Raw genomic sequence first — 25,679 nt, 5'->3', positions numbered from 1 at the left:
CCGATGCCGTCAAGGATGCCTGAAACCCGGACCCACGGCGCGGTCTTGCTTGATCCAGAGCACACCCGTTTCGCCCTGTGGGCCCCTGATGCGTTTTACGTCAGTGTCGAACTCGACACTGGAGAATCCATACCGATGCTGCCCCAGGCCAATGGCTGGTTCATGATCCAGGCCCGTTGCCCCGCCGGCACTCGCTACCGCTACAACATCGACGGGGAACTGGAAGTGCCTGACCCGGCTTCCCGGTCCCAGGACGGAGATATCGACCGCCACAGCGTGGTGGTCGACCCCCATGCTTATCAATGGCGCCACACCAGTTGGTGCGGTCGCCCTTGGTACGACGCCGTCATCTACGAACTGCACGTCGGCGCCCTCGGCGGTTTCGAAGGCGTCGAGCAACAACTCGCTCGCCTGGCCGGGCTTGGCGTGACGGCCATCGAACTGATGCCGCTGGCGCAGTTTCCCGGCGATCGCAATTGGGGCTACGACGGTGTACTGCCCTACGCCCCGCAAGCCTCCTACGGCACGCCGGACCAGCTCAAGCACCTGATCGACAGCGCCCACGGCCATGGGTTGGCCGTCATCCTCGACGTGGTCTACAACCACTTTGGCCCCGACGGCAATTATCTGCATCGCTACGCCAAGGGGTTCTTTCGCGAAGACAAGCACACGCCCTGGGGCGCGGCGATCGATTTCCGGCGCCGCGAGGTCCGCGACTTCTTCATCGACAACGCGCTGATGTGGCTGCTGGAATACCGTTTCGACGGCCTGCGCCTGGACGCCGTGCACGCCATCGAGGACCCCGATTTCCTGCAGGAACTGGCCGCCCAGGTGCGTCAGCAGGTGGACCCGACGCGGCATGTCTGGTTGACCGTCGAGAACGAACACAACCAGGCCAGCCTTCTGGAACAGGGCTATGACGCCCAATGGAACGATGACGGGCATAACGCCCTGCACGTACTGCTCACGGGCGAGACCGACGCCTACTACGCCGACTACGCCGAGCAACCGACGGAAAAACTCGCGCGCTGCCTGAGCCAGGGCTTCGTGTTCCAGGGCCATACCAACCGCCATGGCGAATCCCGTGGCGAACCCAGTGGCCACCTGCCGCCGAGCGCGTTCGTGCTGTTCCTGCAGAACCACGACCAGATCGGCAACCGTGCCCTCGGTGAGCGCTTGCATCAACTGGCCGCGCCACAGGCCCTGCAAGCGGCGACGGCGTTGTTGCTGCTGTCGCCGATGATTCCGTTGATGTTCATGGGCGATGAAGTCATCGCCGACCAACCCTTCCTGTTCTTCACCAGCCACCACGGTGAACTGGCGGAGCTGGTGCGCGAAGGCCGACGCAACGAGTTCAAGGCTTTCAGCGCCTTTGCCGATCCCGAGAAGCGTGCGCGAATCCCTGATCCGAATGCGGCCAGCACCTTCGAGGCCTCTCGACCAACCCTTGAAGCACACCAGCCGGAGCAACTGGCCTGCGAAGCGCTTTATCGCCAATTGCTGAAAATTCGCCGTGAGCAAATCGTCCCGCGCCTGCCTGCTGCCCATGCCTTGGGTGCCGAGGTGCTGGGTCATGGCGCGGTGAGCGCACGCTGGCAACTGGGCGACGGCAGTGTGCTGCGTATCGACCTGAACCTCAGTGACCAAGCCGTCGAACACAGCGCACCTCACGAGGCACAGATTCTTTTCGAACATCCACCGCAGGCCATGGGTCTGTTGCAACAGGGGGTTCTCACACCCCATAGCGCGCTGGTCAGTCTGACGCAAGCGGCCACCTTGCCCACAATTACTGGAGAGCGCCTATGAGCGATGCGCAACTGGAAATCCTCGCCGGCCGAGCGGGCCTGGCGGTGGACTGGATCGATGCCAATGGCCGAGCCCAGAAAGTATCACCGGCCGTGTTGCGCTCGGTCCTGACCGGCCTGGGTCATCCCGCTGGCAGCGCCCAGGAAATCGATGCCAGCCTGCTACAGTTGCAGGAAGATCAACAAAACCATCGCCTGCCCCCGCTGATCACGGCGGATGTCGGGGTCAATGTCGATTTGAGCCGCTATTTCGAGCCCGGCACGCCTTGCGAAATCCAGCTTGAGGACGGCGCGACACTGAATTCGAAACTCGATGCCGCCGCTGCCCTGCCGGGGATCGTGCCGGTGGGTTACCAACATGTCAGCATCCAGGGCCAGCACTTCACCTTGGCCGTGGCCCCGGCTCGCTGCTACAGCGTGGCGGATGCGGTCGATGACCCGACGCCACGGGCCTGGGGCCTGAGTGCCCAACTGTATTCGCTGCGCCGCCCGGGTGATGGCGGCTTCGGCGACACCCAGGCCTTGGAAGAGTTGGCGCGGGTGGCCGGCGAACGGGGTGCCGACGCGCTGGCCATCAGCCCGATGCACGCCATGTTCAGCAGCGACACCGGACGCTACAGCCCCTATTCACCGTCCAGCCGACTGTTCCTCAACAGCCTGTACGCCGCGCCGGGCACTATCCTGGGCGAACGTGCACTGCGCACGGCCATCGACGCCACGGGCCTGGCCAATCAGCTACAGAATCTTGAGCAACAGCCACTGATCGATTGGCCGGTGGCCGCCGAGGCCAAGCAACGGATTCTTCGTGCGCTATACGACGGTTTCAGCCAGGGCGAGCATCCGCTGCACGAGGATTTCAGCAGCTTTCGCCACAGCAGTGGCGAAGCCCTGGAAAACCATTGCCGCTTCGAAGCCCTGCAGGCCGAGCGCGCCGCCCGGGGTGAAAGCCTCGACTGGCGCCAATGGCCGGCAGAATGGCGCGATCCGCGCAGCGCCGCGATCGCCCGTTTCGCCGAGGAAAACACCGATGAAATCGGCTTCTACGCCTTCTGCCAATGGTTGATTGCCCGCTGCCTGGAACGCGCCCAGAGCGCGGCCAAATCCAGTGGCATGGGCGTCGGCCTGATCGCCGACCTGGCGGTGGGTGCCGACGGTGGTGGCAGCCAGGCCTGGAGCCGGCAAGATGAATTGCTCGCGTCGCTCACCGTCGGCGCACCGCCCGACATCCTCAATCGCTCGGGCCAGGGCTGGGGCATTTCGGCCTTCTCCCCCGAAGGGCTGGTACGCAATGGTTTCCGCGCGTTCATCGAGATGTTGCGGGCCAATTTTGCTCACGCGGGTGGCTTGCGCATCGACCACATCATGGGCCTGCAACGGTTGTGGGTGATCCCGAACGACGCGCCGCCCACCGACGGCGCCTACCTCTATTACCCCATCGATGACCTGCTGCGCCTGTTGGCCCTGGAGTCCCATCGTCACCAGGCCATCGTGCTGGGCGAGGACCTTGGCACCGTGCCCGACGGCCTGCGGGACAAGCTCATCGCTCGCTCCATCCTGGGCATGCGCGTGCTGTTGTTCGAACAGGACAACACCCACTTCAAGCCCATCCTCGACTGGCCGGACAACGCCCTGGCGACGACCAGCACCCATGACCTGCCCACGCTCAATGGCTGGTGGCATGGCCATGACATCGATTGGAACGCCCGGCTGGACTTGATCGATTCCCACACCGAGATGGATTGGCGCCGACACCGCGAGCGTGAACGCGACGGGCTGCGCAACGCGCTGAACCAGGATCCGCAGAACTTTCGCGAGGAACATCGCGAAACCGACCAGGTGCTGGACGCCAGCGTGCGTTTCCTCGGGCATACCCGTGCGCCACTGGTGTTGTTGCCGCTCGAAGATGCCCTGGGCGTCGAAGAACAGGCCAACCTGCCCGGCACCACCGACACCCACCCCAACTGGCGGCGACGCCTGGCTTTGGACAGCCGGGCGCTGCTGGACGACCCGGACGCCGCGCGGCGTCTGGAAATACTCGCCTGCGCGAGACTTCAGGCGAACGAGCGTGACCGATGAACCAGACATTGATTCAACCGCTGCGGGCGACCTTGCGCCTGCAATTTCATAAAGGCTTCACCCTGGACGATGCCATCGCCCAGGTGCCGTACTTCGCTTCCCTGGGCATCAGCCATCTCTATGCTTCGCCGCTGCTCAAAGCCCGCGCCGGGTCCATGCACGGCTACGACGTGGTCGATCCGACCCAGGTCAACCCGGAACTCGGTGGCGAGGCCGCGCTCAGGCGCCTGGTGGCCACCTTGCGCGAGCATCGGATGGGCCTGATCCTCGACATCGTGTCCAATCACATGGCCGTTGGCGGCAATGACAACCCTTGGTGGCTCGACCTGCTGGAATGGGGGCGCCTGAGCCCTTACGGCGAATTCTTCGACATCCAGTGGCATTCACCCGACCCGCTGATGGAAGGCCAGTTGCTGTTGCCTTTCCTCGGGAGCGACTACGGCGTGGCCTTGCAGGAAGGCACCCTGAAACTGCGCTTCGACGCCGGTCAAGGCAGCTTCTTCGTCGAGCACTATGAACACCGCTTTCCCATTTGCCCGATGCAGTACGGCGAGCTGCTCAAACCCTCGGACAATCTGCCACCGGAACAGGTCGACTCGCTCAGGGCGCTGGCCGAGCGTTTCACCACGCTGAACTACCAGACCGACGCCCATTCCCTGGCCCAGCCCCTGCAACAGGAGCTGCGAGACCTGGCTTCCCAGCCGGGCATCCTTGGCGCGATCGAAGACAACCTGCGCGGTTATGATTCGCTGGAGCCCGAAGGTTTCGAACGCCTGCATCAGCTACTGGAACGCCAAAGCTACCGCCTCGCCAGTTGGCGCACGGCGGCGGATGATATCAACTGGCGGCGCTTTTTCGATGTCAACGAACTGGGTGGCCTGCGGGTCGAACGCCCGGCAGTTTTCGAGGCGACCCATGCGAAGATCTTCGAGCTGATCGCCGAAGGCTTGGTCGACGGCCTGCGGATCGACCACATCGACGGCCTGGCCGACCCTCGCGGTTACTGCCGCAAATTGCGCCGTCGCGTCGACTCACTTTCGCCCTCGCGGCACCTGCCGATTTTCGTCGAGAAGATCCTCGGCGATGACGAAACGCTGCGCCGCGACTGGAAGGTCGATGGCAGCACCGGCTATGAGTTCATGAACCAGATTTCGCTGCTGCAGCATGACCCGGCCGGTGCCGAACGCCTCGCCGAATTCTGGAGCCGAAACAGCGAACGGCCCGCACACTTCATCGAAGAAGCCCGCCTGGCCCGCCAGCAGATTCTCAACGGTTCCCTGGCCGGGGATTTCGAGAGCGTCGCCCAGGCCTTGCTGCAAGTGGCCCGGGACGACGTAATGACCCGCGACCTGACCCTCGGCGCGATTCGCCGGGCGTTGCAGGAATTGATCGTGCATTTCCCGGTGTATCGCACCTACATCAGCCCCTTGGGTCGCTCCGCCGAGGACGAAGTATTTTTCCAGAAGGCCCTTGAAGGCGCCCGGCAAACCCTCAGCGAAGCCGACTGGCCCGTACTCGATTGCCTGGCCGACTGGCTCGGCGGCATGCCTTGGCGCCAACGCCCGAGAGGGAGCCAGCGTAAACGCCTGCGGCATGCCTGCGTGCGCTTCCAGCAACTGACCTCGCCAGCCGCCGCCAAGGCGGTCGAGGACACCGCGCTCTATCGCTCGGCGGTGTTGCTGTCACGCAACGACGTGGGCTACAACACCGAACGGTTCAGCGCGCCGGCGCAGGAATTTCACGACGCGTGCATCGAGCGGCTGAAGCATTTTCCTGACAACCTGATCACCACCGCCACCCACGACCACAAGCGCGGCGAGGACACTCGTGCCCGGCTGGCGATAATCAGCGAACGCCCGGACTGGTACACGACGTGCGTGGAGCAATGGCGCATCCTCTCGCCGTCGCTGCACAGCGACCCCGCGGCGCCGTCGGCCGGCGATGAACTGATCCTCTACCAGGCGCTGCTCGGCAGTTGGCCCCTGGACCTCGACCTGCAGGATCAGAAAGCCCTCGGCGACTACGCCGAACGCCTGTGGCAGTGGCAACGCAAGGCGCTGCGCGAGGCCAAGCTGCAAAGCAGTTGGGCGGCGGTCAACGATGCCTACGAGCAAGCCACCCAAATGTTCCTTGAACGGCTATTGCTGTGCGATGAAGGCCTGCCGTTGCGTTGCGCCATCGCCGAAGCCGTCCAGGCCATTGCTCCGGCAGGCGCCCTCAACAGTCTGGCGCAAACTTTGCTGCGCATGACCGTGCCCGGCGTGCCGGACCTGTACCAGGGCAATGAGTTCTGGGATTTCAGCCTGGTGGATCCCGACAACCGCCGCCCGGTGGATTTCACGGCCCGCCGCGAGGCGATGCAGGCCGACAGCTCACCCGTGGCGCTGCTGCGCGACTGGCGTGACGGTCGGATCAAGCAGGCGCTGATCACGCGCACGCTGGCTCTGCGGTCCGAGTACTCGCAACTGTTCCGCCAGGGCAGCTACCAGCCGCTGTCGGTGCAAGGCGAACACGCTGGGCGGGTATTGGCCTTCATGCGCGAGCACAAGCAGCAACGGGCGATCGTGGTGGTACCGATTCATACGGCCAGCCTGCTGGAAAACAGTGCCCTGCCCCAGGTCACTGCATCGGACTGGGGCGATACCCGCGTGTCGTTACCGTTTGCCGCCGAGGACGAAAAACTGAAGGGACTTTTTGCAAGCGCAACAGTCACACCTCAAAGGGAGCTGATGGTCAGCGCCGCGCTGGGGGATTTCCCGGTCAATGTCTTTATCCAATCTTGAGTCAAGTCAGGAGCACTGCGATGAGTACCGACGATAAACGCATTCGCGAATTTGCCTACCAGATCTGGGAGTCCGAGGGTAAGCCCGCCGGGCAGGAAAAGCGTCACTGGGAGATGGCGCGCAAACTGGCGGAAGCCGAAGCCCTGGCACCGAGCAAACCGCCCAAGGCTGCGAGCAAGACCGCCGCCAGCAAAACGGATGGCGCCAAGCCCGCCGCGGCCAAGAGCCCCGCTGCCAAGGCCGCCACGAAAAGCACGACGCCCAAGGCCAAACCTGCTGCGAAACCTTCCGCAGCAACCGCTGCGGTGGTCCCGCCTGCGGACAAGGCCCCAGCGAAAAAGCCACGAGCGGCGCGCAAACCACCAGCGGTCTGATCCTCCGAACTCATCGTTTTCAATCCTGTCCTTCTTTCAACGAAGGGGCTCGCCTGTGGCCTGGGGATTCGTCTCCTCGCCACAAGCATCGGGCACCACCCTGCCCCACGTGCACCGCATTACCGAATCTGTCTTTTGCAGGAGCAACTATGACCCGTCCAAAGAAAACCACGCCGCCGCCCGTTATCGAGGCCTCGCGGATTCGTGAAGGGCTGCCGTTTCCGCTCGGCGCGACCTGGGATGGCCTGGGGGTCAATTTCGCGTTGTTCTCAGCCAACGCCACAAAGGTCGAACTGTGTATTTTCGACGACGCCGGCGAAGTCGAGCTCGAGCGTATCGAACTGCCGGAATACACCGATGAGATCTACCACGGGTATCTGCCAGACGCGCATCCCGGGCTTATCTACGGTTATCGGGTCTATGGCCCGTATGACCCGGAGAATGGCCATCGCTTCAATCCCAACAAGTTGCTGATCGACCCCTATGCCAAACAATTGGTTGGCGAGCTGAAGTGGTCCGAAGCGCTGTTCGGCTACACCATCGGCCACCCGGACGGCGACCTCAGTTTCGATGAACGCGACAGCGCCCCGTTCGTGCCCAAATGCAAGGTCATCGACCCGGCCCATACGTGGGGCCACGATCACCGGGTCACCGTGCCGTGGGACAAGACCATCCTGTATGAAACCCACGTGCGCGGCTTCACCATGCGCCACCCTTCGGTGCCGGAGAACTTGCGAGGCACGTTCGCCGGCCTGATGGTCGACGATGTGCTCGAACACATTCGCAAGCTGGGCGTTTCCTCGGTGGAGCTGTTGCCCATCCACGCCTTCGTCAACGACCAGCACCTGCTGCACAAAGGCATGACCAACTATTGGGGCTACAACAGCATTGCCTTCTTTGCCCCGGACCCACGTTACCTGGCCAGCGGCAAGATCGCCGAGTTCAAGGAGCTGGTCGCGCACATGCACGAGGCCAACCTCGAAGTCATTCTCGACGTGGTCTACAACCACACCGCCGAGGGCAATGAACAGGGCCCGACCCTGTCCATGCGCGGCATCGACAATGCCTCGTACTACCGGCTGATGCCCGACGACAAACGCTACTACATCAACGACTCCGGCACCGGCAACACGCTGGACCTGAGCCACCCCTGCGTGTTGCAGATGGTCACCGACTCCCTGCGCTATTGGGCCACGGAAATGCATGTAGACGGTTTCCGCTTCGACCTGGCGACCATCCTCGGCCGTTACCATGACGGCTTCGACGAGCGCCACAGTTTCCTCGTTGCCTGTCGACAGGACCCCGTGCTGCGCCAGGTGAAAATGATCGCCGAGCCTTGGGATTGCGGTCCTGGCGGCTATCAGGTCGGACGTTTCCCGCCGGGCTGGGTCGAGTGGAACGACAAATTCCGCGACACCGTGCGCGCCTTCTGGAAAGGCGACGACGGCCAACTTGCCGACTTCGCCAGCCGCATGACTGCTTCGGGCGAGATGTTCAACCAGCGTGGGCGCCGGCCATACGCCTCGGTGAACTTCGTGACCGCCCACGATGGCTTCACGTTGCATGACCTGGTGTCCTACAACGATAAACACAACGAAGCCAACGACGAGAACAATCAGGACGGCAGCAACAACAACCTGTCCTGGAACCACGGCGTGGAGGGTCCGACGGACGATCCGCAGATCAACGCCCTGCGCCATCGGCAGATGCGCAATTTCTTCTCGACCTTGCTGCTGGCCCAAGGCACACCGATGATCGTCGCCGGGGACGAATTCGCCCGCACCCAGCATGGCAACAACAACGCTTACTGCCAGGACAGCGAGATCGGCTGGGTCAACTGGGACCTTAGCCAGGATGGCGAGGCGCTGCTCAAGTTCGTCAAGCGCTTGATCAAGCTGCGCCTGACCTATCCGATCCTGCGGCGCGGACGCTTTCTCGTGGGCAACTACAACGAGGACATCGGCGTCAAGGACGTCACCTGGCTGGCCCCGGATGGCAGCGAGATGACCATCGAGCAATGGCAGGACAGCCACGGTCGCTGCCTGGGCATGCTGATGGACGGACGCGCCCAGGAAACCGGCATCCGCCGCAAAGGGGGCGACGCCACGTTGCTGCTGGTGGTCAATGCGCACCATGACATCGTCAATTTCCGCCTGCCGGAGGTACCTGAAGGCAGTTTCTGGACCTGCATGGTGGACACCAACCAACCCTTGGTGCGCGGCCAGGAGCGTTTTGAATTTGATTGCGAATATTCAGTGACCGGACGTTCGCTATTGTTGTTCGAATTGCAACGCGAAGAAGAGGACTAAGCGCAGGCGATACACGGCGACAAGACGGCGGAAACCGCAAGGACGCGATTTCTGTCGCAATGCAGCGCAGTTCGAACGCAAAAAATGCAGTTCAGATACACATTCCGACGCGACGAATCCGTCAGCATGGTCAATACTTTCCCTGCGCGAAGCTCCAGGACTCGGATCAGCGCAAATCACAGTCAGGCCCTTACGGGCAACAATGGGCGGCCGGCCCACTGTGTGACTGCACGATTGAACACGACAAGGACGTACTCCGATGAAACCAGCCTCTCACTCGCAAGGCCGGCAGCACCCGCAGATATGGAACAGCTCGCCGCAACTGGCCGACATTCCCATCATCAGTACCCAGACCTTGATCCCATCAGGCGCCCGCGCGGTCATCCTGGCTCCGCACCCCGGCGATGAGGTCGGTGCCTGCGGCGGCCTGCTCCAATTGCTGAGCAACCTGGGCCAACCCATGCTGTTGATCTCGGTCACCGACGGCCTCCCAAGCCCTCCCGGCTCGCCATTATGGTCCGATGAACGACTGCGCACATTTCGCCCGCATCCCCAGGAAAGCGTGGATGCCCTGCACCGCCTGGGCGTACCGTCCCACGGGCTGCAGTGGGTGCGCGGCGGTTTTCCGGAGAAAGGCCTGGCTGAACATGAAGCGCAACTGAGCGCATTCATCCGTCATCACCTGCGACCCGGCGACGTGGTATTCAGCACCTGGCGCATGGATGGCGACAGCGACCACGAGACGGTCGGCCGCGCCGGAGCCCAGGCCGCCGACAATATCGGCGCGGCCTTCAATGAGCTGCCCGTATGGGCCTGGCATTGGCCCGTCCGCGAGCAGAACAAGATTCCTTGGCACCGAGCGCGCAAGTTACGCCTGGACGTCTGGACCACCGCACGCAAGCGTCACGCCATGCATGCCTACACCAGCCAACTGAACGGCGAGCCCGCCAACGGCATTGCACCGCTCGTGCCGCGGGTCATCCTCGACCGCATGGGCATGCCCTATGAAATCGTCTTTATCTAATCCCCAGGACCTGTGGGCCCGAGCAAGCTCGCGCCCACCTGGTTTTTTATCGTTCACAAAACCCTGCCCATCAAGAATTCCGGAACTGCCGCAGCCGCCGTCAGTCGCATGAACAGAGACGTCTGATTCAGGAGTGAACGTGACTCGCGATCCCGACTGGCGGGCCGAAGAATCAGTACCGCTGGGAGCGCCCGCGGCGATTCATCGACTGCGTGTTCTGACGGTGAATACACACAAGGGCTTCACTGCCCTGAACCGCCGCTTCATCCTGCCCGAGCTGCGCGAAGCGGTGCGCAGCACGGGCGCTGACCTGGTGTTCCTGCAGGAGGTGCTGGGCGAACATGATCGTCATGCCACGCGTTATGACAATTGGCCCCAGACATCCCAATACGAATTCCTGGCCGACAGCATGTGGAGCGACTTTGCCTACGGCCGGAACGCGGTATACCCGGACGGCCACCATGGCAATGCACTGCTTTCCAAGTACCCGATCCGCCAGTTCCGCAACCTCGACGTGTCGATCACAGGCCCCGAGCGGCGTGGGCTGCTGCATTGTGTGCTGGACGTACCGGGCCACGCCGAAGTCCACGGCATCTGCGTGCACCTGAGCCTGCTGGAGAGTCATCGCCAATTGCAGCTCAAGTTGCTCTGCAAGCTCCTCGACTCCCTGCCGGAAGACGCTCCGGTCATCATCGCTGGCGATTTCAACGACTGGCAATTGCGCGGCAACGTCACCCTCGCCCGTCGCCAATACCTGCATGAGGCCTTCGAACAGCACCACGGGCGCCCCGCCCGGACCTACCCGGCCCGATTCCCCCTGCTGCGCCTGGACCGGATATACCTGCGCAACGCCACCAGCCACGCCCCGCAAATACTTGGCAACAAACCTTGGACGCACCTGAGCGATCATCTTCCATTGTCGGTGGAAGTCCATCTGTAGCGGCCAGGCCTGAGCGCATCCACCTGTAAGATCTGACAGTAGCGACCCTCTTCATTCGTTGTTAGCGTGCTTTGCATACAGCGAGCGTTGCCGGGTCCTGTGTGCCATCTGTCGTGCAACCCATGCTGAAACCGGCATGCCATGGATGCCCATGCAGAGGGATAGCACATGAGTCGGCGCGATCGGCATTTCAATCGCTTGTTGAATGTCTTGTGGGTGGCAGCTCCGCTCCTGCTGCCCGTCTCATCCACCATGGCGGCTTGCACGCTGGTACCCACGGCAGGCGACGACACCTATGTTTGCGACAGCGCACCCGCCGCCGTGGGCCTGACTGACCTGTCGGGGAACAACGACCTGACCGTCTCAGGCAGCGGCCTTATCCAGGGCGACGTTACCTTCGACGCCGGAAACGACCGCGTTCTGATCAATGCCAACGGCGTGATCGACGGTGACGTCGAGCAAGGTTCAGAAGAAGACGCGTTCGAAATGAACGGCGGCCGAATTCTGTCCCTGTCACAGGGCGATGGCATCGACAGGTTCCTGATGACGGGCGGCACTATCGTCGACGCCTTCGAAGACGGCGACGTTGCCAAGATGACCGGTGGCACCATCGGGCGAGTGAACATGAAGCTGGATGACAACGTCTTTGACATGTCGGGCGGGAATATCATTGGCAATCTGGTGACGGGGTTTGGTCAGGACACCATCATCGTGTCGGGAGGACGCATCGGGGGCAACATCAGTGTCAGCGATGGCAACGACAGCATCAGCGTGAGCGGTGGTGAGATCGTGGGTGAAGTTCGCACCAGCCTTGGCAATGACCGATTGGAGTGGAGCGGCGGCCTGATCCACTCGGCCGTTTTGATGGGCGCCGGTAATGACACAGCCTCGTTGCGCACCCTCGATGAGGCAGCGTTGATGGTTACGCCACGGGTAGACGGCGGGTTGGGCCAGGACGCCCTTGCGCTGGAGGGAACCACTTCGAGCATGGGCGCCCGCTATGTCAATTTTGAGACCGTCAAGCTTTCCCAGGGCTCGCGCCTGGACCTCAGCGATACGCTTGTCCTGGGCGACAGCACGAGCGGCACAGGCGTGCTCGATATCGACAGCAGCAGTGTGCTGGCAGCGACTCAAGGCATCATCGCGCCGTTCTCTGCTGGGCAGATGACCACACTCGACAACGCCGGGACAATCGACCTTGCCGACGGCAACACCCGCACCGACGATACCCTCACGGTGCAAGGCAATTACGCAGGCAACGGCGGCCAGTTACGCCTGCAAACGGTGCTCGGGGCCGATGACTCACCCAGCGACAAACTGATCGTCAACGGTGGCATGCTCACCGGCAGCACGGCCATTACCGTCACGAACCTGGGGGGCTCCGGTGCCTTGACCGCCCAGGACGGCATCGAGCTCGTCCAGGCCCAGGGTGGTGCCGTCAGCGACAGCGGTGCCTTCTCCTTGGCGCAATCGGTCTCGGCGGGGGCGTTCGATTACCGCCTGTTCAAGGGTGGCGTGACCGGCAACGCCAACAATTGGTACCTGCGCTCAACGGTAGTGGCCGGCCCGGTGGCCGCGCCCAGCCCAAGGCTGCCGCCCTTGCCAGTCGCCGTACCAGGCGCCGCGCCGATTCCGCTGTATCGCCCGGAAGTACCGACCTGGTCGGTATTGCCTCCGGCGGCGGCGCAACTGACCCTGATGGCCCTGGGCACGTTCCACGATCGCCAGGGCGATCAACGCCTGCTGACGGAAACTGGCGCGTTTGGCGCAGGTTGGGGCCGAGCCTATGGAAAGGACGTCGACCAGACCTGGGCCGGCACCGTGACACCGCGCTTCGACGGCTCCATCAAGGGCTTTCAGGTGGGTAATGACCTATACGCTGCGCCGACCTCCGGCGGCCAGACCCAGCGCATCGGCTTCTTTGTCGGGCATACGGAGTTGAACGGCAACGTCGACGGCTTCAACCTCGGCTTCAAGGGTCGACGCGCCGGCAAGGTCGAACTCGACGGCGACAGCTATGGGCTCTACTGGACGCTGATCGATTCATCCGGTGGCTACCTCGATGCGGTGGCCATGGGCACTCGCTTGAACGGCGATAACCGCTCCGAACGCGGGATAAAAATCGATAATCGCGGGCATGCCTTGACCCTGTCTGCGGAGGCTGGCTATCCGTTTGCAGTCGCTGGCGGTTGGGTCCTCGAACCCCAGGCCCAGATCATCCATCAGAAAATCTCCCTGGACAGCCAGGACGACGGTATTTCCAAGGTCAAGTTCGATTCCGACAGCACCTGGACCGCACGCTTCGGCGCGCGACTCAAAGGCGCATATCGAGTCAGCGACATGCCCGTCGAACCTTATCTGCGGGCGAACATCTGGCACACCTTTTCAGGCACCGATACGGTAACTTTCGACGGTGCCCAACGCATCGAGACCGAACAGCGGGCCTCCACGGCGGATCTGGGCGTTGGCGTTATCGTTAGCCTGGCAACCTCGGTCAGTGCCTATGCGGGTGTGGACTACAGCAACAATCTGGACAGCAACCAACAACGCAGCGCGGCTGGGAATGTTGGTGTGCGGATTAGTTGGTGAGGCGAAACGACGAGGATTTGACGCCCAGAATAGGTCGATTTTATAACCGTAAAATCATTGGGTTAGCGCTAGGTGATTTCACTCTGCCATTTGTCGGCCAATTTCTTGACGTGACCGCAACGGTCCTCTTGACTACAACGTACTACCCCCGGAACACAGTCAGGGGCAGGCCTCTGGAACCCGCCATCGCGGGCCGCCAGAGGTTTGCCTCATCCCATTCGGTCGCCCCTCATTCGGGGTAGGAGAGACGCCCTAAGCGAGAAATGCATGCAATTGCAAGGCAGACCCCCATGAAAACGTCCCCCCGCCCACAGGAATTCAAAACCACCTTCTGCACCGTCTCGACTTCCTTGTTGCTGTGCTCGTCGATGCAAGTTCAGGCCGAACTGGAAGATCCCCTCACAGCCCCCTGGTATGGCCGGACGCCCACCGGCAGCCAGGCGAGCAATGACCCCGTCCCTGGCAAAAGCCCCGCGCTGTTCACCTTGCGAAACGTCAGCGGCCACACCCAACGCATGGGTCTGATCAGTGGCCAGAGCCAGCTCACAGCCAATAGCAGCGGGATGCTCGTGCCCCCTGCGCTGGCCGAGCCGGGCCAGGATTCCCTGAGTCTGAAGGGTGAAAACCTTGGCGCTTATTGGAGCCTGACCGGACCCGCCGGCTGGCACGTCGACCTGAGCGCAAGCGGTGGACGGGTCAATGGCTTCAGCCTGAATGAACAGGGCCTGCGCCAAGCCACCGAGGGCAGTGCCGTCACACTGTCGGTTGAAGGTGGATTTCCCATCGGCATCAGTGACAACTGGGTGGTCGAGCCCCAGGCACAGTTGATCAATCAACGCGTCAGCCTGGATACGCCCTCCAGTGAAAAGAGTGACAGCAATGAATTGAGCACCTGGAGCGGTCGCGTCGGCGCCCGGCTCAAAGGCAACTATCAAGTCAACGGCCTGGGCGTCGAGCCCTACGTGCGCACGAACCTCTGGCACACGGTCCAGAGCGCCGGCACCCTGACCCTGGACAAGGTCGACAAGATCAGCAGCAGCCGCAAATCTTCCACCGTTGAAGTGGGCTTGGGCCTGGTCGCCCGGGTGACGCCGGTGGTAAGCCTGTATGTCAGCGCCGACTACAGCAGTGACGTCGATGACAACGACCTCAACGGCGTCATCGCCAGCCTGGGCGTGCGGATGCGTTGGTAAACGTCCGCCTTTCTCTTCGATGCATTCCCTGCGAGGGAGCAGGCAGCCCGGCCGCCCGCCCCTTGCCGCTTCGAAAACACCTCCATTAAGGCGTATAACGCTAAAAGCGCTGCAGACTGTCAGCCCATGGCTCATTTCATTGATGGAGTAACGATATGACCACAGCCAACCTACTTTCCGATCTATTCCCCAGCGCCACCGATATTCCGCCGGCCTACCGTCTCGGTGACCCGGTCGAACAACGGGAATACCTGGTCGACGGCGTCCTGAGAACCTGGCAAGGTCCCCTGGCCACCGTGCGCAGCCCGGTTTACCTGGCAAGCCCCGGTGGCGATGAGCAGGTCATCCTCGGCAGCACACCGCTGCTGGATGCCGAGACAGCACTCACCGCGCTCGACGCCGCCGTCCGGGCCTATGATCGCGGCCAAGGCACATGGCCGACGATGCGCGTCGCCGAACGCATCCGTCATGTCGAAACCTTCCTGGCGCGCATGCGCGAACAACGTGAAGCCGTGGTCAAGCTACTGATGTGGGAGATCGGCAAGAACCTGAAGGACTCCCAGAAAGAATTCGACCGCACCTGCGACTACATCGTCGACACCATCAATGCCCTCAAGGAACTGGACCGTCGCTCCAGCCGCTTCGAACTGGAACAGGACACTCTTGGACAGATCCGACGCGTCCCCCTGGGCGTTGCCCTGTGCATGGGCCCTTACAACTATCCGCTGAACGAAACCTTTACCACGCTGATTCCCGCGCTGATCATGGGCAACACCGTGGTATTCAAGCCGGCCAAGCTTGGCGTGCTGCTGATCCGTCCGTTGCTGGAAGCCTTCCGCGACAGCTTTCCGGCCGGGGTCATCAATGTGATCTACGGCAGTGGGCGAGAAACCGTCAGCGCGCTGATGGCCAGTGGCAAGATCGACATCTTCGCGTTCATCGGCACCAACAAAGCCGCCAGCGACCTCAAGAAACTTCATCCGCGCCCACATCGCCTGCGTGCCGCCCTTGGGCTGGATGCAAAAAATCCCGGCCTGGTGCTGCGTGATGTCGACCTGGATAACGCCGTCAGCGAGGCGCTGACCGGTTCGCTGTCATTCAACGGCCAACGCTGCACGGCACTGAAGATTCTGTTTGTTCACGAAGACGTCGCCCCGGCATTCATCGAGAAATTCAATGCCAAGCTTGCCGCTTTGAAACCCGGGATGCCTTGGGAAGATGGCGTGGCCCTGACACCCTTGCCGGAAGCCGGCAAGGTCGATTATTTGCATTCGCTGGTGGCCGATGCGATCGCCAAAGGCGCGGGTGTCATGAACCAGCACGGCGGAGAATCCAGGGCTTCGTTCTTCTATCCGGCCGTGCTCTACCCGGTGAACACGGCGATGCGGGTCTATCACGAAGAACAGTTCGGCCCGGTGGTGCCCATCGTGCCGTACCGCGACCTCAACACCGTGGTCGACTACGTACTGGAGTCGGACTTCGGCCAGCAACTGAGCATCTTCGGCACCAACCCGGCCGAAGTCGGCAAGCTGGTGGACACCTTTGCCAACCAGGTCGGGCGCATCAACATCAACGCCCAGTGCCAGCGCGGCCCCGACACCTTCCCGTTCAATGGCCGGAAAAACTCCGCCGAAGGCACGTTGTCGGTGCACGATGCCCTGCGCACCTTTTCGATCCGCACATTGGTGGCGACCAAGTTCCAGGAGAACAACAAGGCATTGATCAGCGACATCATCCGGGAACGGGATTCAAACTTCCTGACCACCGATTACATCTTCTGACCCGCCTCCGTTGTTCAGGACAGGGCTGCGCGGCGCCACTTGAGGCCCCAGCCCTGCTGCATGCCGGCAGCCGCCAGCAGGATCGCCGCCACGCCCAGCCATTGCAGCGGTTCGAGACGATGGCCGAAGGCGAACCAGTCGACGAAGATCGCCGCGATCGGGTAGATAAAGGACAGCGCGCCCGTCACGGCAGTCGGCAACCGTTGGATCGCGCTGTACAACAGCACGTACATCACGCCCGTGTGAATCATGCCCAAAGCCACCAGGCTGGCCCAGGCCTCTGGCTGCTGTGGTAGCGCCGAGAAATTCGCCCATGGCGCCAGCAGCAATACCCCGGTGCTCACCTGGATCAGCGCGATCAGGTGCGGTGGCGTGCCCGTCAGGCGCTTGATGATCAGCGCCGCAACGGCGTACAACAGTGCCGCCCCAAGCGCCAAGGCAATACCCACCAGATAATTCCCGCCCCCCTGCCCTTGTTCGCCATGGGCGCTGACGATCGCCAGCATCCCGAGAAACGAAACCGCCAGCCAGAACAGTTTCTGCGCCGTGATTTTCTCCCCCAGGAACAACGCCGCCAGCCCCACCAACATGAATGGCTGGACGTTGTACACCGCCGTACCGATAGCAATCGAAGCGCGGGAATAGGACGCGAACAACAAGACCCAGTTACCGACGATTGCCACGCCGCTGAGCACCGCCAGCAGGAAAGTCGTGCGTGTCAGAATGTCCCGGCGCAAGAAGCCAAGGCCCGCGCAAATCAACAGCAGCGTGCCGGCGCCAAACACGCAACGCCAGAACACCACATCCAGCACAGGCTGGCCCGAGACCAGCACGAACCAGCCTATGGTTCCGGAAATCAGCATGGCGGCGGTCATTTCGAGCGAACCGCGGCGTAAGGTCTTGTCCATCTTCGGGCTCCTTCGTCAAGTGAGCACAGTATGCCCATCCACCGGGCCGCTTCTCCATGGCTTGGAAAAGGCTAAACTGGCTTTCCACCTTTTTTATCAAGGCAGCTTCACGTATTTGCCTAACGGAGCCGAAATGACTGACGACATCGATCAAATCCTCATCAGCGCCTTGATGGAAGACTCCCGGCGTTCGCTCAAGGCCTTGGCGAACCTGAGCGGCCTGTCGTCCCCCAGCGTAGCCGAGCGCCTGCGACGACTCGAAGAACGTGGCGTGCTCAGGGGCTACACGGTTGAGGTCGATCCGAAGTGTTTTGGTTATCAGCTACAGGCCATCGTGCGGATTCGTCCGCTGGCGGGGCAGTTGCAGGAGGTGGAGCGACAGATCCAGGCCATCGGTGAATTTACCGAGTGCGACAAGGTGACGGGCGAGGACTGTTTCATCGCACGGCTGCATGTACGATCGATGGAACAGTTGGATGTGTTGCTGGACAAGTTGAATGTGCTTGCGGAGACCAATACGGCAATTGTCAAGAAGACGCCGGTGAAGCGGCGATTGCCGCCGATGGAGTGAGCTTCGTTGGTGGTGGCCGACCTGGTTCCCCTGTGGGAGCGAGCTTGCTCGCGAAGGCGATGTAACAGCCAATGATGATGTTGGATGTACTGGCCTCTTCGCGAGCAAGCTCGCTCCCACAGGGTTCTTTGGTCCATGTCAGTGTTGTGGCTAATGAAAATCCAGTGTGGAGCTTGCTCGGATAGCAGTGGCGCAGCCACAGGTGGCAGATGCCCCAGTTCTTGCTCTGCTTTCGACTTTGATTTTGATCTTGATCTTGATCTTTGCGCCCCGTTAAACCACGCTGGCCGAACGCAGGCCTTGTGGAGTGGGCATCCCGGCATGGATGCCGGGATAGCCGCGCAGGGCCATGGATGGCCCATCGCGGCGGGCCCACGGAGCAAGGCCGGAGTGAGGGAACACCGAGCCTAGGCGAGGTGCCGAGTGGTGGGGCAATATACGGATCACCCACATGGGTTACAAAAAAGTGCACTCACATAGGTAACACCCGGAGTGTCACGTAGCCATCAATGGCATCTCTTACATCAATCCGTCCAAGGATGATTGGACCGAAGATAACATCCCAGATCCCGTCCTCTATTTGCTCCAGTCCAATGGTCTGGTGCTTGAGCACATAGCCGACGTAGATCCTTACACCACGACGATTGACGATGCCCGAGCAGTCCGCTTGGAGGCTATCGATATGGCTCGGGTAGGTCATCTCGGGAAGCTTCTCGGGATATTGGCGGGACGAAGGCTCATAGCAGGACGCGGGTGTCTTCTGATTAAGAGCCTCGTGCAAACGCTCATAGTTGTAATGTTGCCTGAAACGATCAAAGTGCCGTTGTTGAGCCTCCCACGCTACTGCAGGGGGTGACGGAAGAGTGCTTTTCAACGTTCGATGCATACGTTCATGTCGGCCATTTTGCTCCGGCCTGCCGGGGGCGATCCGCTCGGGAATGATCCCTAGACGCAACCACCAGATGGACAACTGGGAAAGGCCCGCACGCCCTTTGCTCGCAAACGGAACACCATTGTCGGTACGAATGCGCTCCGGCAGACCATGTTCACGAAACACCTGAGTAAACACCGCCTGGGTTTCCTGGAAATTGGTGCTAGCCATGCTGTGGCAAGCGAGCAAGAAACGACTGGCATGGTCCATGATCGTCAATGGATAGCACCAGACGCCCGCACCTGTCAGGAATTGGCCTTTGTAATCGGCGCTGAATAGCTGGTTGGGAGCCTCTGCTTTCTGCAGTGGTTTGGGATAAACCGCCACTCGTTGACGCAATCGGCGTGGTTTGACCAGCTCAGCTTTCTTTAGGATGTTGTAGATCGACGTCTTTGATGGCGGCGCCTGGTCAGGAAAACGCTCGAGCAAAGCCGCCTGAATTTTCTTGGGGCCAGGCTCTGTCTCACCCCGACCGCGTAACTCAATGATCGCCTCACGGACAGCCAGCGGCACTACCCATTCCTGGGTAAGCCGACGACGGCTATGTTCTTCCAGTCCGGCGGGCCCTTCCCTCTCATACCGCTCGACCCATTTATAGCCAGTCTTGCGGCTGATCTCGTAGGCTTGGCAAAGCGCACTGAAGCTGGGCGGGCCTTTGATGAAGTCCGCAATGAACAGCAGTTTCAGGTCCATAGGTTTCAGCTCTCGCCATGGCATGGTCAGATCCTCGAAAACCGACCCTGCCAGTTAAAAACTGTTACCTATGTGAGTGAACTGATTTGTAACCCATGTGGGTGAGTCATACCGCAAAGCCTTTTTGGTTACTTTTTTGGCGTCTGAAAAAAGTGACCCGCTGTAAGAGCGGAACCGCCAGCAGCCGATACCGAAGAAACGGATATGCACACAAACCACCACACCAAAAAAAACGGCGCCCTCCTTTCGGAAAAGCGCCGTCTCTCAAATCAACAGCTCACCAGGCATTCTGGCAATATCAGTCATCACGCCCCATCAACCCGAACAACTGCAGCAAGCTGACAAACAGGTTGTAGATCGATACATACAGGCTGATGGTCGCCATGATGTAGTTACGCTCGCCACCATGAATGATCGCGCTGGTCTGGTAAAGGATGCAGACCGACGAGAACAGCACGAAGCCGGCGCTGATCGCCAGTTGCAGGCCGCTGATCTGGAAGAAGAAGCTGGCCACTACCGCACCCAGCAACACGAAGAAACCGGCGGTGATGAAACCGCTCAGGAAGCTCATGTCCTTGCGGGAGATCAGCACGTAGGCCGACAGGCCGCCAAACACCAGGGCGGTCATGGCGAACGCCGAGCTGACCACTTCGGCGCCGCCCTGCATTTGCAGGTAGCGATTGAGGATCGGGCCGAGCAGGAAGCCCATGAAACCGGTCAGGGCGAAAGCCGAAACCAGGCCCCAGGCCGAATCACGAAGCTTGTTGGTGAGGAAGAAAAGGCCGTAGAAACCGATCAGCACAACGAAGATGTTCGGGTAACCGACACGCATCTGTTGTGCGACGTAGGCCATCACACCGCTGAAAGCGAGCGTGAGTGCCAACAGGCCATAAGTGTTGCGCAGGACGCGGCTAACTTCTAGCTGCTCAGCCTGCACGCTGTTGTTCACTGCGTAATCCTGTTCGCGCATGGCGACACTCCTCCGGTTTTGAAACATTCAGTGGCAAGGATCATAACAGACGCTCTGTAACAAGCTACGTAGAGAGTTTGACAGTGTGTTTCATTCGGGTATTATGGCGCCCGCAACGCAATACGGAGGTGTGGCCGAGTGGTTTAAGGCAACGGTCTTGAAAACCGTCGACTGTAACAGGTCCATGAGTTCGAATCCCATCGCCTCCGCCATATTTGAATGTTAAAGCCCTGACTTGTCAGGGCTTTTTCGTGTCTGGCGTTTGAAAAAACAGTGACGGTCTTCACAAAGGAAACAGTGCATGCCATCTCCTAAACCACTCAAGGAAAGTAAAGTGACCAGTAAAACCATCGGTTCGATCAGCGCAGCCATTATCGGCGTGGCCCTGTTGTGTGTCTTCTTTGGCAGTTGGTACACGGTTGATGAAACCGAGCGCGGCGTGCTCCTGCGTAACGGCGCACTGGTCGGGGTGGTTGAGCCGGGGCTGTCGTTCAAGACGCCCTTTATCGAATCGGTCCGCCTGATCAGTACCCAGAGCCAGGTCACGTCGTACGACGATCTGCAGGCCTACAGCAAGGATCAGCAATCAGCTGAGCTCAAGGTGTCCGTGTCGTGGCACATTGCGCCTTCCGATGTGGCGAAGGTCTACACCCAGTTCAAGGACCTGGAAGGTATTCGCGACCGGATGATCAGCCGGCAGGTGCCGACACAGGTGGAGAACGTGTTCGGCAAGTTCAACGCCGTCGCCGCTGTGCAGAACCGGGTCCAGTTGGTCAATGATATTTCCGCTGCGATCAAATCGACGATTACCGGGCCGGTGATCATCGACAGCGTCCAGGTTGAAAACATCGATTTCAGCGACGCCTATGAAAAAGCCATCGAAGCGCGCATGGCAGCGGAAGTCCAAGTGAAGACTCGCGAGCAACAACTCGCAACGGAACAGGTCCAGGCCCAGATTCGCGTGACCCAGGCCCAGGCGGAGGCCGATTCGCAAGTGGCCCAGGCCAAGGCGGACGCCCTGGCCACCGAGCTTCGCGGCAAGGCTGAAGCCGAGGCGATCAAGGCTCGTGCCCAGGCGCTGGCCAGCAACCAGAACTTGGTTGAGCTGACCAAGGCCGAGCGCTGGAACGGCGAATTGCCGACCACCATGCTGCCAAACAGCGCACTGCCTTTTATCGATCTGAAATAAGTTGCATCGGCGCGGTCAATTCTGGCCGCGCCTCCGCTACCCTGCCTGCGCAACGCAGCCGAACAAACATCGCCCCCTCGTTGGTTGACGCTACACTTTGCTCACTGACGACCAGACGTTTACCGTTAGCAGGGAGCTCAACGTGTACCCAGGCAAAAAACCAACGCAACGCTTGCGCAATACTCCTCCCTCCGCTCTTCGTACCAATAACCGCTTTTCACTCCCCCACCCGGCATCTGCTCCGGCAGCCGTCCTGGACAGGAGAAACACGTGACCATTCTTATCAGGAAATACAAATGGCCCGCCCTGTTGGCTGCGGCGCTGGTTGTTTTCTCGGCATTGATATTCTTTTTGATCAAGTCGTATACGTACGATTCATCGACCTATTTCGAATCGCGCGATTTCATCCGCCAGCTCAAACAGGCCGACGCCAACTGGAATGTGAAAATTCTCAGGAGGAAGATCGGCGTCAACAACAACCTGTCCCTGGCCCCACCGCCTGAAGCACAAAGTCGTTGGGAGCAATTGGAACGGCTTAACAACTCGGGCCCCTTGGCATCGCTTTGGGCATCACGCCGGCAGGGTTATGTAGAAGCCGTCCAGAACAAGCGCCTGCTGGTAGAGCAGTTCGAACAACACAACGCCAACCTACGCAAGTCCCTGGATGAACTCCCAACCGTCGAGGATGAGATTCAAACCTTGCTGCAGGACAAGAAGTCCGGCAGCGAAGCAACTCGCCTGACCATTGCCTCCAGTGTGCTCGACCTGGCTCTGACCACCTCGGAATACGCGCTTTACGTGACGTCGGATAAAGCTAGGGAAGTGCAGGCTCAATTAAGCGAACTCGAACGTGCGATTGAGCAACTGCCCGCCTCCTACCGACCCGTTTTTGTCTCCCTGACACAGCACGCCAACACCGTCATCCAGGAACAGCCGCTAGTCAACGACCTGCTGGACCGCATCAGCGTGATTCCGGTGGCCCAGGAGCTGGACAGCATCAATGAACTGCTGAACGAAACCCAGCGCCGGACGGCCGCGACAGACCGCCAATACCATATGTACCTCGCCGTGTGCGCCAGCCTGATGGCGCTTCTGATGATCTACCTGGCCGTACGGCTGGTGCGCAGCTATTCAGTGATCAATCAGATCAACCATGAACTTCAAACCGCCAACGACCGGCTGGAAGAGCGCGTGCAAGAGCGAACCCGCGAGCTGAAGGAGGCCGAGCGGGAGTTGGTGGACGCGGCGCGCATGGCAGGCATGGCCGAGATCGCCACCAACGTGTTGCACAATGTCGGCAACGTCCTCAACAGCGTGAATATTTCAGCGGAGCTGGTGACGCGCAAGTTGAAGAACAGTAAGACGCAGGGCTTGGGGAAAGCCGTCAGGATGATGAATGAACATGCCACAGACTTGGGCCAGTTCATCACCGAGGACGAAAAAGGCAAGTTGTTGCCTCGCTATTTCAATGAGCTGGTGGATTCCATTGCCAACGAGCAAGTGCAACTTATTGAAGAGCTGGCGCAGCTGACCAAGAGCATCGACCACATCAAGGAAATCGTTACGACACAACAAACCTATGCCGGTGCTGCCCGGCTGATCGAACCGCTGAAGGTCAGCGACCTGTTCGAAGATGCGCTACGCATGAACTCGGGCGCGCTGAGTCGACACCATGTCACGGTAATCAAGGATTATCAGGACAGCCCGCTGATCATGGGCGATAAACACCGCTTGCTGCTGATCCTGATCAACCTGATCAGCAACGCCAAGTTCGCCATGTCTCATGTCGATCATCCACGGGAAATGACACTGGGCATCCGCATCGTCGACCCGACGACATTGCACATCAGCGTCAAGGATCGCGGCGAAGGCATCGCGCCGGAGAACCAGGCCCGGATCTTCAATCATGGCTTCACCACCCGCAAGGACGGCCATGGGTTCGGGTTGCATAGCTGTGCGTTGGCCGCCGTGGAAATGAATGGCCGCCTCTACGTCCACAGTGATGGACCAGGGCAAGGCGCCCTGTTTACGCTCGAAATTCCGCTGGAATTGGCGGACGCTTGAACAGCTGGGCTGCGCGGCGGGCATTGATGCTCGCCGTGCAGCCGTTGCACCTGGCTACTGGATGTTCCCAGGGCGCACGCGACGTGCCCTCCTGGTCGGCAACGCGGCGGCATAGGCCAGCGCCTCTTCGCGCGTAGCAAAGGAACCCAGCCGGTCAGCCTGGGTGCACACCTTCCAGGGGCCGCTGTTTACGCTGAGCACGTCATAGCCATTGATGTGCATTTTCGTCAACATTGCAGTACTCATAGACCTAACCTCCTTGGGAAAACGGGGTTGCGTTGCCTACCTTACTACCGGTTGACACAGGTCAGCCGACCGAGCGTCGCAATTCACGCGCAAGGAGGAAGCGCTCAAACGCCTCAATGGGAATCCGAATCCCACAGCCAGTCCCATAAACCCGGCAGATGCACCGGTTGGGACGTGTCCCTGACCGTGCGGGCCATGGCCGCCCGTTCCAGCATCCGCTGGTCGTCGTAAAAGGGTTTGGCATCGGTTTTCAAGCCGGTGAGCCTCGCGCTGTCGAGCAGAATCTCCAGGTACTCCCGAGTGTGACGAGCGGTGTACCGGTTGAGATCATGGAAGGTCACGACGACTGGAATCACCCCATCGACCACAGGCAACTGTCCGTCAGCGATACGCTCGCGTACTTCCGAGAGCTGGCGCGTCAGGTTCATCCGTCGTCGCGGACTCAGGGTGATGCCCCAGACCTTGCCGTCGTTGGCGCTCAGGTCTGTCAGCAATATGTGCATTCCATGACGTTGGTAGGCGGCGAAGGTGCGTTTGTCGTAGCTCCAGAACGGCGGCCGCACCAGGCTGGGCGGCGCGCCCGTGACCGCAGCGATATCGCCTTCGCCGTTATCGAGGGACTGCTCCAACTCGTCAGGATCGAGGAATCGATGGTTGGTGTGCCAATGCGTGGCCGTGTGAAAGCCAAGGACATGCCCTTCCTGGTGCTCACGGCGCATTATCGAGCGGCCAATTTCACTGCCGCCGGCTCGCGGCCCTCGCGTCTGGACAAAAAATACCGCCTTGATCCCAGGCTGGACCGGGTTCTGCGCCAAGGCATCCAGTACCTCGTCGCTCGGGTTCCATAAAGATGATGCGCTGGGGCCGTCATCGAATGTCAGCAGGAAACGGATGGGAGGTTGCGCACGCAAGCGTTGTTCGGTCTGCGCGGTCAGTTCGATGGGCGGGCCGATGCAACCCGACAGGCCACTGGCGAGAAGCGCCACGATCAGCGCCCAGGCGATGTTTTTCATGTCTTGCCTTTATTCAGTGCCACATTGCGTCGCCTTAGATCCCTGGCACCGGTGCTTTCAAGCTCACCTTGGAGAAGGTTACCCGGGTTTGGTTCCACACCGTGAGCACGGTTGTTCCGCAACGCGCGACACCGTTCTGTCACCCCGGCCTTGACCGTCTGGAAATCCGATGGAATTTTCCGAACGCCTCCGTATCCATCCGTATAGGATCAATTAGGGA

The 25,679-nt window shown here is 60.7% G+C and carries 18 protein-coding genes and 1 tRNA gene; 14 read left to right on the top strand and 5 right to left on the bottom strand.

Features of this window, described 5'->3' with window-relative positions:
- The first annotated feature begins 3 nt into the window (after positions 1-3).
- The 10 genes from treZ to KSS97_RS13200 all read left to right on the top strand — a co-directional run bounded on the left by treZ (position 4) and on the right by KSS97_RS13200 (position 16,874).
- Complete coding sequence (gene treZ / locus KSS97_RS13245) at positions 4-1,806, top strand: malto-oligosyltrehalose trehalohydrolase (RefSeq protein WP_217861853.1); 1,803 nt, start codon at positions 4-6, stop codon at positions 1,804-1,806.
- A complete protein-coding gene (gene malQ, locus KSS97_RS13240; RefSeq protein WP_217861852.1) occupies positions 1,803-3,881 on the top strand; it encodes a 4-alpha-glucanotransferase in 2,079 nt (692 codons plus the stop codon). Before treZ ends, malQ begins: the two co-directional genes overlap by 4 nt.
- Entirely contained in the window at positions 3,878-6,664 is a 2,787-nt protein-coding gene (locus KSS97_RS13235; protein ID WP_217861851.1) for a malto-oligosyltrehalose synthase, read from the top strand. The genes malQ and KSS97_RS13235 overlap by 4 nt, the downstream gene beginning before the upstream one ends.
- A 20-nt stretch (positions 6,665-6,684) precedes the next feature.
- Positions 6,685-7,038, top strand: coding sequence for a DUF2934 domain-containing protein (locus KSS97_RS13230; RefSeq protein ID WP_030142747.1), 354 nt, complete (start codon positions 6,685-6,687; stop codon positions 7,036-7,038).
- Positions 7,039-7,187: 149 nt separating this feature from the next.
- Complete coding sequence (glgX, locus tag KSS97_RS13225) at positions 7,188-9,347, top strand: glycogen debranching protein GlgX (protein ID WP_030142748.1); 2,160 nt, start codon at positions 7,188-7,190, stop codon at positions 9,345-9,347.
- 259 nt (positions 9,348-9,606) lie between these two features.
- Positions 9,607-10,371, top strand: coding sequence for a PIG-L deacetylase family protein (locus KSS97_RS13220; protein WP_030142749.1), 765 nt, complete (start codon positions 9,607-9,609; stop codon positions 10,369-10,371).
- Positions 10,372-10,510: 139 nt separating this feature from the next.
- Positions 10,511-11,311 (top strand): endonuclease/exonuclease/phosphatase family protein, encoded by an 801-nt coding sequence (locus KSS97_RS13215; RefSeq protein WP_030142750.1) that lies wholly within the window; start codon positions 10,511-10,513, stop codon positions 11,309-11,311.
- A gap of 168 nt (positions 11,312-11,479) precedes the next feature.
- Positions 11,480-13,900, top strand: coding sequence for an autotransporter family protein (locus tag KSS97_RS13210; RefSeq protein ID WP_217861850.1), 2,421 nt, complete (start codon positions 11,480-11,482; stop codon positions 13,898-13,900).
- A 290-nt stretch (positions 13,901-14,190) separates the two neighbouring features.
- Positions 14,191-15,093: an autotransporter domain-containing protein gene (locus tag KSS97_RS13205; RefSeq protein WP_030142752.1), complete on the top strand. Its 903-nt coding sequence runs from the start codon at positions 14,191-14,193 to the stop codon at positions 15,091-15,093.
- A gap of 155 nt (positions 15,094-15,248) precedes the next feature.
- Positions 15,249-16,874 carry an NADP-dependent glyceraldehyde-3-phosphate dehydrogenase gene (locus tag KSS97_RS13200; protein WP_198796980.1) on the top strand — a complete coding sequence of 542 codons (1,626 nt, stop codon included), beginning with the start codon at positions 15,249-15,251 and terminating at the stop codon, positions 16,872-16,874.
- Between the two features lie 14 nt (positions 16,875-16,888).
- On the opposite strand, the gene KSS97_RS13195 is transcribed toward KSS97_RS13200, so the two are convergent.
- Positions 16,889-17,782: a DMT family transporter gene (locus KSS97_RS13195; RefSeq protein ID WP_030142754.1), complete on the bottom strand. Its 894-nt coding sequence runs from the start codon at positions 17,780-17,782 to the stop codon at positions 16,889-16,891.
- 133 nt (positions 17,783-17,915) lie between these two features.
- Here KSS97_RS13195 and KSS97_RS13190 point away from each other — a divergent pair, with 133 nt between their 5' ends.
- On the top strand, positions 17,916-18,353 hold the full coding sequence (locus tag KSS97_RS13190) for an Lrp/AsnC family transcriptional regulator (protein ID WP_030142755.1): 438 nt from the start codon (positions 17,916-17,918) through the stop codon (positions 18,351-18,353).
- Between the two features lie 472 nt (positions 18,354-18,825).
- On the opposite strand, the gene KSS97_RS13185 is transcribed toward KSS97_RS13190, so the two are convergent.
- A complete protein-coding gene (locus KSS97_RS13185) occupies positions 18,826-20,001 on the bottom strand; it encodes an integrase core domain-containing protein (RefSeq protein WP_030138557.1) in 1,176 nt (391 codons plus the stop codon).
- A gap of 274 nt (positions 20,002-20,275) precedes the next feature.
- Positions 20,276-20,947: a Bax inhibitor-1/YccA family protein gene (locus KSS97_RS13180; protein ID WP_030142533.1), complete on the bottom strand. Its 672-nt coding sequence runs from the start codon at positions 20,945-20,947 to the stop codon at positions 20,276-20,278.
- A 124-nt stretch (positions 20,948-21,071) separates the two neighbouring features.
- Here KSS97_RS13180 and KSS97_RS13175 point away from each other — a divergent pair.
- From KSS97_RS13175 to KSS97_RS13165, 3 genes are all read left to right on the top strand, one after another.
- A tRNA-Ser gene (locus KSS97_RS13175) sits at positions 21,072-21,159 on the top strand.
- A 122-nt stretch (positions 21,160-21,281) separates the two neighbouring features.
- Complete coding sequence (locus tag KSS97_RS13170) at positions 21,282-22,136, top strand: prohibitin family protein (RefSeq protein WP_030142534.1); 855 nt, start codon at positions 21,282-21,284, stop codon at positions 22,134-22,136.
- Between the two features lie 270 nt (positions 22,137-22,406).
- The gene (locus KSS97_RS13165) at positions 22,407-24,200 is read left to right on the top strand and encodes a DAHL domain-containing sensor histidine kinase (protein ID WP_217861849.1); all 1,794 of its coding nucleotides are present in this window, start codon (positions 22,407-22,409) and stop codon (positions 24,198-24,200) included.
- A gap of 54 nt (positions 24,201-24,254) precedes the next feature.
- Here the strand turns inward: KSS97_RS13165 and KSS97_RS13160 are convergent, their stop codons facing one another.
- Positions 24,255-24,446, bottom strand: coding sequence for a hypothetical protein (locus KSS97_RS13160; protein ID WP_030142536.1), 192 nt, complete (start codon positions 24,444-24,446; stop codon positions 24,255-24,257).
- A gap of 113 nt (positions 24,447-24,559) precedes the next feature.
- Positions 24,560-25,459, bottom strand: coding sequence for a polysaccharide deacetylase family protein (locus KSS97_RS13155; RefSeq protein ID WP_217861848.1), 900 nt, complete (start codon positions 25,457-25,459; stop codon positions 24,560-24,562).
- Positions 25,460-25,679: the final 220 nt, after the last annotated feature.

The organism is Pseudomonas alvandae (genome assembly GCF_019141525.1).
In the GTDB taxonomy this organism is placed as follows: domain Bacteria; phylum Pseudomonadota; class Gammaproteobacteria; order Pseudomonadales; family Pseudomonadaceae; genus Aquipseudomonas; species Aquipseudomonas alvandae.
The sequence above is the reverse complement of the archived record's forward strand: the minus strand, read 5'-3'. Positions and strand labels throughout refer to the sequence as shown.